Source organism: Streptomyces sp. NPDC003036 (assembly GCF_040611175.1).
GTDB lineage: Bacteria > Actinomycetota > Actinomycetes > Streptomycetales > Streptomycetaceae > Streptomyces.
In genome coordinates, this window is the sequence record NZ_JBEXNO010000003.1 from 123,948 (window position 1) to 137,858 (window position 13,911).

The 13,911-nt window shown below is 71.5% G+C and carries 13 protein-coding genes and 2 pseudogenes; 8 read left to right on the forward strand and 7 right to left on the reverse strand.

Features of this window, described 5'->3' with window-relative positions; translation table 11 throughout:
- Window positions 1–7: 7 nt before the first annotated feature.
- The gene (locus ABZX67_RS03430; RefSeq protein ID WP_355353771.1) at window positions 8–199 is read left to right on the forward strand and encodes a hypothetical protein; all 192 of its coding nucleotides are present in this window, start codon (window positions 8–10) and stop codon (window positions 197–199) included.
- A 63-nt stretch (window positions 200–262) separates the two neighbouring features.
- Window positions 263–469 (forward strand): hypothetical protein, encoded by a 207-nt coding sequence (locus ABZX67_RS03435; RefSeq protein WP_355353774.1) that lies wholly within the window; start codon window positions 263–265, stop codon window positions 467–469.
- 85 nt (window positions 470–554) lie between these two features.
- Here ABZX67_RS03435 and ABZX67_RS03440 read toward each other — a convergent pair whose 3' ends face one another.
- The 6 genes and pseudogenes from ABZX67_RS03440 to ABZX67_RS03465 form a co-directional block, all read right to left on the reverse strand.
- On the reverse strand, window positions 555–1,064 hold the full coding sequence (locus ABZX67_RS03440) for an MscL family protein (RefSeq protein WP_355353777.1): 510 nt from the start codon (window positions 1,062–1,064) through the stop codon (window positions 555–557).
- Between the two features lie 128 nt (window positions 1,065–1,192).
- Window positions 1,193–1,378, reverse strand: a pseudogene (locus ABZX67_RS03445) (hypothetical protein); the annotation flags it as partial.
- Between the two features lie 132 nt (window positions 1,379–1,510).
- Entirely contained in the window at window positions 1,511–2,362 is an 852-nt protein-coding gene (locus tag ABZX67_RS03450; RefSeq protein ID WP_355353780.1) for an S-methyl-5'-thioadenosine phosphorylase, read from the reverse strand.
- Window positions 2,363–2,448: 86 nt separating this feature from the next.
- Window positions 2,449–2,763, reverse strand: a complete 315-nt coding sequence (locus tag ABZX67_RS03455; protein ID WP_355353783.1) for an FmdB family zinc ribbon protein — start codon at window positions 2,761–2,763, stop codon at window positions 2,449–2,451.
- Between the two features lie 69 nt (window positions 2,764–2,832).
- Complete coding sequence (locus tag ABZX67_RS03460; RefSeq protein WP_355353786.1) at window positions 2,833–4,125, reverse strand: MFS transporter; 1,293 nt, start codon at window positions 4,123–4,125, stop codon at window positions 2,833–2,835.
- Between the two features lie 318 nt (window positions 4,126–4,443).
- On the reverse strand, window positions 4,444–5,931 hold the full coding sequence (locus ABZX67_RS03465) for a potassium/proton antiporter (RefSeq protein ID WP_355354105.1): 1,488 nt from the start codon (window positions 5,929–5,931) through the stop codon (window positions 4,444–4,446).
- A 287-nt stretch (window positions 5,932–6,218) separates the two neighbouring features.
- Between ABZX67_RS03465 and ABZX67_RS03470 the strand changes: the two genes are divergently transcribed.
- Complete coding sequence (locus tag ABZX67_RS03470) at window positions 6,219–9,059, forward strand: penicillin acylase family protein (RefSeq protein WP_355353789.1); 2,841 nt, start codon at window positions 6,219–6,221, stop codon at window positions 9,057–9,059.
- Window positions 9,060–9,077: 18 nt separating this feature from the next.
- Here ABZX67_RS03470 and ABZX67_RS03475 read toward each other — a convergent pair whose 3' ends face one another.
- Window positions 9,078–9,689 carry a 5-formyltetrahydrofolate cyclo-ligase gene (locus ABZX67_RS03475; protein WP_355354108.1) on the reverse strand — a complete coding sequence of 204 codons (612 nt, stop codon included), beginning with the start codon at window positions 9,687–9,689 and terminating at the stop codon, window positions 9,078–9,080.
- Between the two features lie 94 nt (window positions 9,690–9,783).
- Here ABZX67_RS03475 and galU point away from each other — a divergent pair, with 94 nt between their 5' ends.
- The 5 genes and pseudogenes from galU (at window position 9,784) to ABZX67_RS03500 (ending at window position 13,815) form a co-directional block, all read left to right on the forward strand.
- Window positions 9,784–10,686 carry a UTP--glucose-1-phosphate uridylyltransferase GalU gene (galU, locus tag ABZX67_RS03480; protein WP_355353792.1) on the forward strand — a complete coding sequence of 301 codons (903 nt, stop codon included), beginning with the start codon at window positions 9,784–9,786 and terminating at the stop codon, window positions 10,684–10,686.
- Between the two features lie 3 nt (window positions 10,687–10,689).
- Window positions 10,690–12,000 (forward strand): gephyrin-like molybdotransferase Glp, encoded by a 1,311-nt coding sequence (gene glp / locus ABZX67_RS03485; protein ID WP_355353795.1) that lies wholly within the window; start codon window positions 10,690–10,692, stop codon window positions 11,998–12,000.
- 33 nt (window positions 12,001–12,033) lie between these two features.
- Window positions 12,034–12,632 (forward strand): annotated as a pseudogene (moaC, locus tag ABZX67_RS03490) (cyclic pyranopterin monophosphate synthase MoaC).
- 95 nt (window positions 12,633–12,727) lie between these two features.
- Window positions 12,728–13,198 (forward strand): MogA/MoaB family molybdenum cofactor biosynthesis protein, encoded by a 471-nt coding sequence (locus ABZX67_RS03495; RefSeq protein WP_355354111.1) that lies wholly within the window; start codon window positions 12,728–12,730, stop codon window positions 13,196–13,198.
- Window positions 13,199–13,212: 14 nt separating this feature from the next.
- Window positions 13,213–13,815: a GNAT family protein gene (locus ABZX67_RS03500; protein ID WP_355354114.1), complete on the forward strand. Its 603-nt coding sequence runs from the start codon at window positions 13,213–13,215 to the stop codon at window positions 13,813–13,815.
- Window positions 13,816–13,911: the final 96 nt, after the last annotated feature.

Here is a 13,911-nt window from a genome sequence, read left to right on the forward strand (position 1 = left end):
TGACCGCGTGCCCACCCCACCACGCGACTTCCCGCAGCCCCCCGAGCCCGGACGACCCGACGAGCCCGCGCCGGACGAGCCGGGCCGGCAGGACGAACCGGAGGGCCAGCCCGCCCCGACCGGCGACCCGGCGCCCGGGGAGCCGCCCGCGCCCACCGGCGACCCCGGGCCCGCGGAACCGCCCGCGCCCACCGAGTAGTCGGGGTCCCGGGACCGGGCGGGCCCCCTCCGCACGGCGACCGCACCGGCGTACGCTGGGAGTATGAGCACCGCCCCCACCCCCGGCCCGCGAGCTGCGAAGCCCGAGCCGGCGCCGTCGAAGAAGAAGCCGGCGCTGGACTTCGACGATCCGCTCGACCAGCAGTCCGCGGACGACACGGACCGTGGTTGGGGTGAGCGGACTCCTGAGGGTGACGGCGCCGCCGATCTGGCGCGCTTCATCGACGAGAAGCCGCCGCACCACATCTGAGCCGGCGCCCGAGCCGACACCCGGGCCGGGACCCGAGCGGCCCCGGCCTCGGGCTGTGGGCGTCCGGCCGCCGCGGTGTGACCCCCTAGCTGCTCTGCCCGCCCCGCTGGGCGACGAGCGCGTCGCGGATCTGCTTGAGCACCTCCAGCTCGGTGACCTCCAGGGTCTCCTTGACGCCCGCCTTCTCCTTCTGCAGCGCCGCCCGCCGGGCCAGGTACTTGGCCATGGGCAGCACCATCAGGAAGTACACGACCGCGGCCGTGATCAGGAAGCTCAGCGTGGCGCTGAGCACCGAGCCCCACAGGATGGGGATGCCGCTGACGATGTCCCCGCTCGCGTTCACCCGGCACGGGCCTTTCAGGCAGGACTGGTAGCTCTCCAGGTCCTTGGTGCCGAAGGCGCCGACGATCGGGTTGATCACCCCCCGCACCACCGAGTTGACGACATTGGTGAACGCGGCGCCGATCACCACCGCGACCGCCAGGTCGATCACATTGCCCCGCATCAGGAAGGCCTTGAAGCCCTCCAGCAGGCTTTGCTTCTTCTCCTGGCTCACCACGGTGCCCTTCGTCGGATGTGCGGTTGGCCCAGCCATTACGCCGTGTACGGTGCGTAACCGTCCAATCCGTACACACGGACAGGCGACGCCCCAGGAACTCAGTGCGAGCCGAGTCGGTACGCATCGGGGCACACCGCCTTCCGCTCCGGAGCCGTGACCGCGTCCGAAGCCGCCAGCGCCGCGGCCGTCACCACCAGCCCGGCGGCCACGGCCCGCCGCCTGCGCCGCACGGCCCGGCGGAGGCGGTGCCGGCCGCCACGCACCCGCAGCGGCGCGAAGGGCGGCACGCCGCAGAGCTCCGGGACGGGCGAGGGGGAGGCGGAGGCGGAGGGGGAAGGGAGGACGGACATGGGGCACCACCCGTGGTCGTGAGGAGATCCGGCGGCGTTCCGCCGACGTCCTCACGATCCCGCGTCCTCACCGATCCCGCTTGAGCCTGTGGACAACCCCGGGCTTGTGGAAAACCCCGTCCCCCGGAGGAACTACGGCAGCTCGATGCCGAGATCCCACCCGTCGTGCGCCCGCGTGCACAGGCACGACCGGCTCTCCGTCTCCGGCAGCGCCGCCACCGCGTCGAAGAGCACCTCCCGCAGCCGCCCGACGTTCTCGCCGAACACCCGCAGCACCTCGGTGTGCGAGACGCCCTCGCCCGTCTCCGCGCCCGCGTCCAGGTCCGTGACCAGCGCCATCGACGTGTAGCAGAGCGCCAGCTCGCGGGCGAGCACTGCTTCGGGGTGTCCCGTCATCCCCACCACCGACCAGCCCAGCGCCGCGTGCATCCGCGACTCGGCCCGGGTCGAGAAGCGGGGGCCTTCTATGACGACCATGGTTCCGCCGTCCACCGCCTGCCACCCGCGGCCGTCCGCCGCCGCCAGCGCCACCTTGCGCCCCTCGGGGCAGTACGGGTCGGCGAACGTGGTGTGCACGACGTTCGGCACACTCCCGTCGGGCAGCGGCTCACCGTCGAAGTACGTCTGCGTCCGCGCCTTCGTACGGTCCACCAGCTGGTCCGGTACGAGCAGAGTCCCCGGTCCGTACTCCGGGCGCAGCCCGCCCACCGCGCACGGGCCCAGCACCTGGCGTACGCCGACGGACCGCAGAGCCCAGAGGTTGGCGCGGTAGTTGATGCGGTGCGGCGGAAGGTGGTGACCGCGGCCGTGTCGCGGCAGGAACACGACACGCCGACCGGCCAGTTCGCCGAAGAACAACGAGTCGCTCGGGCTCCCGTAGGGAGTGGTGACCTCGACCTCGGTGACGTCCTCCAGGAAGGAGTAGAAGCCCGAGCCGCCGATCACGCCGATCTCAGCGCGGATCTCCGCGTTCGCGTTCGCCATGCGGTCACCCTAGCCGCGGGCCCGAACGCCGGGGACCCCGCCGTACGAAACGGCGGGGTCCCCGGAAAGCGTGTGAAGGAGGAAGGTCAGGCGGCGGAGCTGGTGCTCCCGCTCGACGTGCTCGACGAGGTCGAGGCGCTCGACGCGGCAGGCTTCGCGTCCGAGGACGAGCCCTTCCCCGAAGAGGACGTGGACGACGACGCGGGCGAGCTGCTCGACGACGCGCCACGGCTGTCGTTGCGGTAGAAGCCGGAGCCCTTGAAGACGATGCCGACGGCCGAGAACACCTTCTTCAGGCGTCCCTGGCAGCCGGGGCACTCGGTCAGCGCGTCATCGGTGAACTTCTGCACCGCCTCGAGGCCCTCGCCGCACTCGGTGCACTGGTACTGGTAGGTCGGCACTGTGTCTTCCTCCTGGCACTCTCACTCATTGAGTGCTAACGAGAGTCAATAGTGACGCATTCCGCGGGATCAGTCCACCGTCACCGGCACTCGGTGACCGACGCCACGTGCCACGGTGCGGCTCGCGGCGCGCGGCGCCAGCCGCGACCGGAGCGCCACCAGGGTGGCCAGCGCCAGCGCCGTACCGGCTAGCGGCACCAGGAAACCGGTGCTCGCGCCGTAGCCGTCCGCGAGCCGGCCGGCCACCGTCACGGCCGCCGCCTGGCCCAGCGCCACGGCGCCGGTCAACCAGGTGAACGCCTCGGTACGGGCCGAGGCCGGCACCAGCGACTCGACCAGCGTGTAGCCGGTGATCAACGCGGGCGCGATGCACAGGCCCACGATCAGGCCGAGGGCGCCGAGCAGCACCACCGAGTGCGCCGTCCACAGCAGGGAGGCGGTCACGGTCAGTGCCGCGTAGCCGAGGATCAGCCGGCGGCGGGGCCCGGACTTCCAGGCGATCGCGCCGACCGCGAGGCCGGCCAGCATGTTGCCCGCGGCGAAGAGCCCGTACAGCACACCGTTGACGCCGGGGTTCCCGATCTCCTCCGTGAACGCGGTCAGCGAGACCTGCATTCCGCCGAAGACCGAACCGATGCCGAGGAAGGCGACCGCCAGCACCCGTATGCCGGGAATGGACAGGGCCGAGACCCGCTCGCCGCGCGCCTGGCCGCCGGCGAGATCGGCTTCCAGGCCGAACGCCGGCTGGGTGCGCCGCTGGGCGGCGAAGAGGAGGCCGCCGACGAGCGTCAGCGACGCCTCGGCGATCAGACCGGCCGCGGGGTGGACGCCGGCGCACAGCGCGGTCGCGAGGACCGGGCCCACGACGAAGGTGAACTCGTCGGTGACGGACTCGAAGGCCGCCGCCGTCGACATGAGGGGCGAGCCCTCCAGGCGCGCCGCCCAGCGGGCCCGCACCATGGGCCCGACCTGCGGCACGGAGGCGCCGGTCGGCACGGCCGCGGCGAACAGGGCCCACAGGGGCGCGCCGGCGAGCGCCAGCGCGGTCAGCGCGGAGACGGAAGCGGCGTGCACGAGGACGCCCGGGACCAGGACGGCGCGCTGGCCGAAGCGGTCGGCGAGCTTGCCGCTCTGCGGCGCGAACAGCGCCATGGAGACACCGGTGACGGCGGCGACGGCGCCCGCGCTGCCGTACGAACCGGTGGTGTGCTGGACCAGCAGGACGATGCCGATGGTCAGCATCGCGAAGGGCTGCCGCGCGGCGAAGCCGGGGAGCAGGAACGTCCAGGCGCCGGGGATGCGCAGGAGCTGTCCGTAGCCGGGACGCTTGACAGCGTCAGTGGTGTTGACCGTGGATGCCACGGCCCGTGCCTTTCTGCCGCCTGGTGGCGCACCCCTGGATGTGGGGAGCCGCCGAGAGCTGTCCTCTTGCGCTGAACTGCGGTAGATACCGGTGCCCGCAGCCTCAGGCTGCTTCAGGGGCTTCACGGCCGCCATACGGTCGCGCCAGCTCTGCGTCAGGCAGAGTTGGTCGATCTGGTTCGGTCGATCAGTGTGCCTTCATGATACAGGGGGAGCGACGTGTGTCGCCTGTGAAATTGCCGACGTCATCTTCTGTTCACCTGTGAACAGTCGGCCGACCAGTGGCCGGGAATCGGACCGGCCGGCAAACGCGACCGGTCAGCCCGTCCCCAGCCATCCGGCCAGCTTGCCGCCCTGTCCGACCGCCCGCAGCCGCCGCTCCGCCGCGTCCCGCACCGGGTCCGTCGCCACCACCAGCAGCTCGTCCCCGCGCCGCAGCACGGTGGACGGCAAAGGTACGAAGCTCTTGCCCTCCCGTACGACGAGGGTGACGGCGGCCCCCGGCGGCAGGCGCAGCTCCGCGACCTCCACGCCGTGCATCTTGGACGCCTCCGGGATGGACAGCGACAGCAGGTGTCCGCGCAGCCGCTCCAGGGGCGCGGACTCGATGCCCAGGTCGGACGCCTCGCCGGAGTCGCGCAGGCGCAGCGCCTTCGCGAGCCAGGGCAGCGTCGGGCCCTGGACCAGCGTGTAGACCACGACGAGGACGAAGACGATGTTGAAGATCTTCTCGCTGCCCTCGATCCCGGCCACCATGGGGATGGTCGCCAGGATGACGGGCACGGCGCCGCGCAGGCCCGCCCAGGAGAGCAGGGCCCGCTCCTGCCAGGGCAGGCGGAACGGCACCAGGCTGAGGACGACCGACAGCGGCCGCGCCACCAGGGTCAGCACCAGTCCGACGACGACCGCCGGCCAGAAGTCGTCGATCAGCTCGTGCGGGGTCACCAGCAGTCCCAGCAGCACGAACATCCCGATCTGCGCGATCCAGCCCAGTCCCTCGGCGAAACCCCGGTTCGCGGGCGCGTGCGGCAGCTTCGCGTTGCCCAGCACCACCGAGGCCAGGTAGACGGCGAGGAAGCCACTGCCGTGGGCCATGGCGCCGGCGGCGTACGCGACCACCGCGATCGCCATCACGGCGATCGGATACAGGCCCGAGGCGGGCAGGGCCACGTGCCGCAGTCCGAACGACCCGAGGAAGGCCACCGTCAGGCCGATGGCGGCGCCGATGGCCAGCTCCAGGGCGATCTCGCCGACCAGGACGTACCAGCTGTCGACCGGGCCGGCCGTGGAGAAGGCCACCACCAGGATGACGACGGGGGCGTCGTTGAAGCCGGACTCCGCCTCCAGGACGCCGGTCACGCGCGAGGGGAGGGGCACTTTGCGCAGCACGGAGAAGACGGCGGCGGCGTCGGTCGAGGAGACGACCGCGCCGATGATCAGCGCCTGCCGCCAGTCCAGGCCGACCAGGTAGTGGGCCCCCGCGGCGGTGACGCCCACGCTCGCCGCGACGCCGACGGTCGACAGCACGGCCGCCGCCGGCAGCGCCGGTCGGATCTCACGCCACTTCGTGCCCAGGCCGCCCTCGGCCAGGATCACCACGAGGGCGGCGTAGCCGATCACCTGGGTCAGGCCGGCGTTGTCGAAGTGGACGCCGCCGATGCCGTCCTGACCGATGGCGACGCCGATCCCCAGGTACAGGAGCAGGCTGGGCAGCCCGCTGCGGGACGAGATGCGCACCGCCGCGACGGCGACGAGCAGGACGAGCGAGCAGACGAGCAGGAGTTCGTTGAGCTGGTGGACAGTCAGTGGCCGATCCTTCCCTCACGCACGCGCCGGACCGTTTCGTCGCTCCAGCCGCCGGTTACTTCGTTACCTTACCTAATCTTTAACGTTTTCTTGACTCCTCCTCCACCGCCGGAGCACCGCCGGAGCACCAGCGGCGCACCGGCGGAGCGCCGCCGCCGGGGGCTGCCGGGGGCCCGCCGAGACCCCCTGAGAGCGCCCCGTACTGACACCGCGTCCGGGCCCGGCGAGCGCTGCGCCTATGGTTGCTCCCAGCACACCAGGACCAGCCTGCGCCTCGAAGGACAGCGATGCCCGCCAACACCACCGCCGCTTCCACCAAGAAGAAGGGGCGACGCGCCCGCCTGCTCGTGTTCGCTCTGGTGCTGGCGCTGGTCGCGGGCGTCGGTTACGGGGCCTACTGGACCGTCAGCACGGTGCGCGCCCCCTTCCCGCAGACCAGCGGCACCATCGACCTCGAAGGGCTGAGCGCCCCCGTCGACGTCAAACGCGACGGATACGGCGTTCCCCAGCTCTACGCCTCCACCGACGAGGACCTGTTCCGCGCGCAGGGGTACGTCCACGCGCAGGACCGGTTCTGGGAGATGGACGTACGCCGCCACATGACGTCCGGCCGGCTCTCCGAGATGTTCGGCAAGGGCCAGGTCGACACGGACGCCTTCCTGCGCACGCTCGGCTGGCACCGGGTGGCGGAGGAGGAGTACCGCACCAAGCTGTCGCCGGAGACCAAGAAGTACCTCCAGGCGTACGCGGACGGCGTCAACGCCTACCTGAAGGGCAAGGAGGGCCGTGACATCTCCGTCGAGTACGCCGCCCTCGCCTTCGACAACGACTACGCCATCGAGCCCTGGACGCCGGTCGACTCCGTCGCGTGGCTCAAGGCGATGGCGTGGGACCTGCGCGGCAACATGCAGGAGGAGATCGACCGTTCGCTGATGACCAGCCGGCTCAGCGAGAAGCAGATCAAGGACCTCTACCCGGCGTACCCGTACGACCTGCACCGGCCGATCGTGGACAAGGGCGGGGTGGACGCCGCCAAGGGCGAGTTCGACCCGTCCGCCAAGCCGTCCGACGCGGACGCGGACGCGAACGCAGGTACGGGTGACACCGGTGCGGTGGGCTCCGCGGGCTCCGAGGGCACCTCCGGGGCTTCCGTGGACGGCTCCGGCGCCTCGGGCGCCGGCGGGGGCGCGAGCACGCCTCAGGGGGCCGCTGAGGGCTTCCAGGCGCAGCTGTCCTCGCTGTCCGCGTCCCTGGAGGAGATCCCGGCGCTCCTCGGCCCCAACGGCAACGGCATCGGATCCAACTCCTGGGTCGTCTCCGGCAAGTACACGACCACCGGAAAGCCGCTCCTGGCCAACGACCCGCACCTGGCGCCCCAGCTGCCGTCCCTCTGGTACCAGATGGGCCTGCACTGTCGCGAGGTGTCCGACAAGTGCCGTTACAACGTCGCCGGGTACACCTTCTCCGGTATGCCCGGTGTAATAATCGGTCACAACCAGGACATTGCCTGGGGCTTCACCAACCTGGGCGCCGACGTCAGCGACCTCTACCTCCAGAAGGTCTCCGACCGGGGCTACCAGTACGGCGGCAAGGAAGTGCCCTTCACCACCCGCGAGGAGACGATCAAGATCGCGGGCGGCGGCAGCCGGACCATCACCGTCCGGACGACCAACAACGGCCCCCTGGTCTCCGACCGCAGCAACGAGCTGGAGAAGGTCGGCGAGAAGGCCCCCGTGACCGCCTCGGCCCCGGACCGCGGCGACGGTTACGCGGTCTCCCTCCGGTGGACCGCCCTGGACCCGGGCAAGTCCATGGACGCCGTGTTCAAGCTGAACCGCGCCAAGGACTTCAAGGAGTTCCGCGAGGCCGCCCGCGACTTCGAGGTGCCGTCGCAGAACCTCATCTACGCCGACGCCAAGGGCGCCGAGGGCCACATCGGCTACCAGGCACCCGGAAGGATCCCCGTCCGCGCCGAAGGTCACGACGGCACGATGCCCGCGCCCGGCTGGGACCCGAAGTACCAGTGGAAGAAGGACCCGGTCCCGTTCGAGGAGCTCCCTTACGAGGAGAACCCGGACCGCGGCTACATCGTGACCGCCAACCAGGCCGTCATCGACGCGGAGAAGTATCCGCATCTGCTCACCAAGGACTGGGGAGCCGGCTCGCGCAGCCAGCGGATCAACGACCTCATCGAGTCGAAGATCAAGGACGGCGGCAAGATCTCGACCGACGACATGCGCACCATGCAGATGGACAACAGCAGCGAGATCGCCGAGATGCTGACGCCCTACCTGCTCAAGATCGACATCTCGGACCCCTACGTCCGTGAGGCCCAGAAGCTCCTGGAGGGCTGGGACTACACCCAGGACGCCGACTCCGGCGCGGCCGCCTACTTCAACGCGGTGTGGCGCAACGTCCTCAAGCTCGCCTTCGGCGACAAGCTCCCCAAGGAGCTGCGGGTCAAGGGCGAGTGCCTCAACGTGCGCCCGGCCGATTCCACCAGCCCCATCGACGAGCAGAACAAGCTCGTGCGCGAGTGCGGCCAGCGCGACGGCGACACCGCCCAGCCGGACGGCGGCGACCGCTGGTTCGAGGTGGTCCGCCCGCTCCTGAAGGACGAGAAGAACGGGTGGTGGCAGTCGCCGGCCAGCCGCATCGACGAGGGCACCAACACCCGCGACGAGCTGCTCAAGCGCGCCATGGTCGACGCCCGCTGGGAGCTGACGGCCAAGCTCGGCAAGGACGTCGGCAGCTGGAGCTGGGGCCGGCTGCACCAGCTGACCCTGAAGAACCAGACCCTCGGTACCGAGGGCCCGGGCTTCCTGCAGTTCCTGCTGAACCGGGGCCCCTGGAACCTGTCCGGCGGCGAGGCGGCGGTCAACGCCACCGGCTGGAACGCCGCGGCCGGCTACGAGGTCGTCTGGGTCCCGTCCATGCGGATGGTGGTGAACGTCGGCGACTGGGACAAGTCCCGCTGGATCAACCTGACCGGCGCCTCCGGGCACGCCTACAACGCGCACTACACCGACCAGACGGAGATGTGGGCCAGGGGCGAGCTGCTCGACTGGGCCTACAGCGACCGGGCGGTGGACGCCAAGACCGTCGACCGGCTGGTGCTCAAGCCGTAAAGGCCGACTGGCGCCGTCTCACGCCATCAGGCCCCGGAAGGGCCTGAAGCGCAGCGTGACGTCCGGGGTCACCACCGCGTGCACGGGGTGGTCGTGCGGTTCCTCCGGGACCCGCTCGACCACCTCGTTCGCGTAGAGCAGCACCACGAGGTACGGATCCTCCCCGGCCCGTACGAAGCGGGCCAGGACCCGGTCGTACGAACCGCCGCCCCGCCCCAGGCGCATGCCCCGCGCGTCGACGGCGAGGCCCGGCAGCAGGACCGTGTCGGCCTCCAGGACGGCGTCCACACCCAGGGTGGGCCCCGACGGCTCCAGGAGCCCGCGCCGGGCCCGTACGAGCCGCTCAGGGCCCTCGTAGAGGGCCCAGTCGAGGTCGTTGTCGGGCAGCAGCACCGGCAGCAGGACGCGTACGCCCCGGGCGCGCAGCGCGTCGAGGAGCGCGCGCGTGCCCGGTTCGCTCCCCACCGACACATATGCGGCGACCGTCCGGGCCCTGCGCAGCTCGGGCAGCTTGAGGGCCAGCTCGGCGAGAACCAAGGCCGCTTTTTCGACGTCCTCACTGGTCAGAAGGGTCCGCGCGTCGAGCAGTTGGCGCCGCAGAGCGGCCTTTTCTGACATGCCGCCGGTCATCATGAACTCTCAAACCCCTCATATACGCCTTTATGGGAGGGAAGTTAACCGGACGCTAATCTTCCGCCCATACCAACCCGATAGGGTGCTCCGCATGACTCAGTCGCACCACAGGATCAGCAAGGCTGTCATCCCGGCCGCAGGCCTTGGCACCCGGTTCCTGCCGGCCACGAAAGCCACTCCCAAAGAGATGCTCCCTGTGGTCGACAAGCCCGCCATCCAGTACGTCGTCGAAGAAGCCGTGGGCGCCGGCCTCTGCGACGTACTGATGATCACCGGCCGCAACAAGCGGCCGCTCGAAGACCACTTCGACCGCAACTACGAGCTCGAGGAAGCCCTCGTCAAGAAGGGCGACCAGGAGCGCCTGGGCAAGGTGCGGGAGTCCAACGACCTGGCCACCATGCACTACGTCCGCCAGGGCGACCCGCGCGGCCTCGGCCACGCCGTCCTGTGCGCCGCCCCGCACGTCGGCGACCAGCCCTTCGCCGTCCTCCTCGGCGACGACCTCATCGACCCGCGCGACCCGCTGCTCCAGCGCATGATCGAGATCCAGGAGCGCGAGGGCGGCAGCGTCATCGCCCTCATGGAGGTCGAGCCCTCCCAGATCCACCTCTACGGCTGCGCCGCCGTCGAGTCGACCGGCGACTCCGACGTCGTCCGCGTGACCAACCTGGTCGAGAAGCCCGACCCCGCCGAGGCGCCCAGCAACTACGCCATCATCGGCCGCTACGTCCTGGACCCGGCCGTCTTCGCGATACTCCGCGAGACCGAGCCGGGCCGCGGCGGCGAGATCCAGCTCACCGACGCCCTCCAGAAGCTCGTCGCCGACGAGAAGGTCGGCGGCCCCGTCCACGGCGTCGTCTTCAAGGGCCGCCGCTATGACACCGGTGACCGAGGCGACTATCTGCGGGCGATTGTCAGACTCGCGTGCGAACGTGAAGATCTGGGACCGGACTTCCGTTCCTGGCTTCAGCGTTACGTCACCGAGGAGATGTAGGGATTGAGCAGCACGACCTGGTCGGTGGACGACCACCTGGAGGACATCCTCGGCGCGATCCGCCCGCTCGACCCCATCGAGCTGCCGCTGCCCGACGCCCAGGGCTGTGTCCTGGTCGAGGACGTCATGGTGCCCGTCGCCCTGCCGCCCTTCGACAACAGCTCCATGGACGGCTACGCGGTACGGGTCGCGGACGTCACCGGCGCCAGCGAGGAGTTCCCGGCCGTCCTCACCGTCATCGGTGACGTCGCGGCGGGCAGCGGGGGACTGCCCACCGTGGGCCCCGGCCAGGCCGCCCGCATCATGACCGGCGCGCCGCTGCCGCCCGGCGCCGAGGCCGTCGTCCCGGTCGAGTGGACCGACGGCGGCACCGGCGGCGCGCCCGCCACCACCATGCGCGCCGCGAGCGCCGCCCCCGAGGGCGCGAGCGGCGAGGTCCGCGTCCACCGCCCGGTCGAGCCCCGCGCCCACGTGCGCGCGCGGGGCAGCGACGTCCAGGCGGGCGACCTCGCCCTGGAGGAGGGCACGGTCCTCGGGCCGCCGCAGATCGGCCTGCTCGCCGCCATCGGCCGCGGCACCGTGCGGGTGCGTCCCCGCCCGCGCGTGGTCGTGCTCTCCACCGGCAGCGAGCTGGTCCAGCCGGGCGAGGAGCTCGGCCCCGGCCGGATCTACGACTCCAACAGCTTCGTGCTGGCCGCCGCCGCGCGCGACGCCGGAGCCATCGCGTACCGGGTCGGCGCCGTCACCGACGACGCCGACACGCTCCGCGCCACCATCGAGGACCAGCTGATCCGCGCCGATCTGCTGGTCACCACCGGCGGCGTCAGCGTCGGCGCGTACGACGTCGTCAAGGAGGCCCTGTCCTCCGTCGGCGACCAGGACGAGCCGGGCAGCGGCATCGACTTCCGCAAGCTCGCCATGCAGCCGGGCAAGCCCCAGGGCTTCGGCTCCATCGGCCCCGAGCACACCCCGCTGCTCGCCCTGCCGGGCAACCCGGTCTCCTCGTACGTCTCCTTCGAGCTGTTCGTCCGCCCCGCCATCCGCGCCCTCATGGGGCTGGCGGACCGCCCGGACGTCCACCGCCCGCGCGTACGGGCCGCCCTCGCCGCCGACGAGCCGCTGTCGTCGCCGTCCGGCAAGCGCCAGTTCCTCCGCGGCCGGTACGACGCCGAAGCGGGCACCGTCACCCCCGTGGGCGGCGCCGGGTCCCACCTGATCGGCGCCCTCGCGCACGCGGACGCGCTGCTCGTCGTCCCGGAGGACACCACCACCGTGGAGCCGGGCGCCGAGCTGGACGTGGTCCTCATCGGCTGACGGGACGGGTGTGGCGGTACGGTGTCTGCCGCTGTGCCTTCCCGGGGGACCACCCCCGGCCCCCGCCGGCGCGACAATGGGCCGTGGCGGGGCAATCGGCGCCGGAACACGCGAGGCGGAGTTCAGCAGTGAGTACGCAAGGCAGCCTGACGCACATCGACGAGGCCGGAGCGGCCCGCATGGTCGACGTCTCCGAGAAGGACGTGACCGCCCGCACCGCCCGCGCCACCGGCCGGGTCCTGGTCTCCCCCCGCGTGGTCGAGCTGCTGCGCGGCGAAGGCGTCCCCAAGGGGGACGCGCTGGCCACCGCCCGTATCGCGGGCATCATGGGCGCCAAGCGCACCCCCGACCTGATCCCGCTCTGCCACCCCCTGGCCGTCTCCGGCGTGAAGCTCGACCTGACGGTCGCGGACGACGCGGTCGAGATCGCGGCGACCGTGAAGACCACCGACCGCACGGGCGTCGAGATGGAGGCGCTGACCGCCGTGTCGGTGGCCGCGCTGACCGTCGTCGACATGGTGAAGGCCGTCGACAAGGCGGCCGTCATCACCGACGTACGGGTGGAGGAGAAGACCGGCGGCAAGTCCGGCGACTACCGGCGCGCCGGCGAGGCGGACGGAGCGGCCCAGTGACCCCCCGGGCCGGCCACGTCCACGGCGCGCACGACGTCCACGGCACGCACGAGCCGCAGGCCGAGCAGGAGGCCCAGGGGCCGGCGTACCGCGCCCTGGTCGTCACCGCCTCCAACCGGGCGTCCGCCGGGGTGTACGAGGACAAGGGCGGCCCGGTCCTCGTCGAGGGTCTCACCGCGCTCGGCTTCGCCGTCGACGGCCCGGTGGTCGTCCCCGACGGCGACCCCGTGGAGGCCGCCCTGCGCGAGGGGGTCTCCGCCGGATACGACGTCATCGTCACCACCGGCGGCACCGGCATCTCGCCCACCGACCGCACCCCCGACGTCACCCGGCGCGTCCTCGACCACGAGGTCCCCGGCATCCCGGAGGCGATCCGCGCGTACGGCCGCGACAAGGTCCCGACGGCCGCCCTCTCCCGGGGGCTCGCCGGGGTCGCCGCCGGCACCCTGATCGTGAACCTGCCGGGCTCCACCGGCGGCGTACGCGACGGCCTGGCCGTCCTCGGCCGGATCCTGGTCCACGCGGTCGACCAGCTGCGCGGCGGCGACCACCCCAGACCGTCATGAACCCCGCCTGGCCCGTGACCCTGGTGGACGGACGGGTCGCCCTGCGCCCGATAAAGCTGCGCGACCAGCGGGCCTGGCGCGAGGTCAACCGGCGCAACCGCGACTGGCTGCGCCCCTGGGAGGCCACCATCCCGCCGCCCGCCCCCGGCGGCCCGCTGGTGGAGCGCCCGACGTACCGCCAGATGGTCCGCCATCTGCGCGCCGAGGCGAACGCGGGCCGGATGCTGCCCTTCGTGATCGAGTACGAAGGGCGGCTCGTGGGCCAGCTGACGGTGGCCGGCATCACCTGGGGCTCGATGTGCTCGGGCCACGTGGGGTACTGGGTGGACCGCGAGGTCGCGGGGCGCGGTGTCATGCCGACCGCCGTGGCGCTCGCCGTGGACCACTGCTTCCGCGCGGTGGGACTGCACCGGATCGAAGTCTGCATTCGCCCCGAGAACACGCCCAGTCGCCGGGTCGTCGAGAAATTGGGATTCCGCGAGGAGGGCCTGCGTCCGCGCTACCTCCACATCGACGGCGACTGGCGCGACCACCTCGTCTTCGCCCTCACGGCGGAGGAGGTCCCGGAGGGGCTCCTGCGCCGCTGGCACCGGGCCCGACCGGGAACACCCCGGTAAATAAGAAATGTGTTCGAATTAAAGCGTGAGTCGACCAGAACCGGTCTGACCAATCACAAAAAAATTCAGTGATATCAGCCAGATCGTGCGACACAC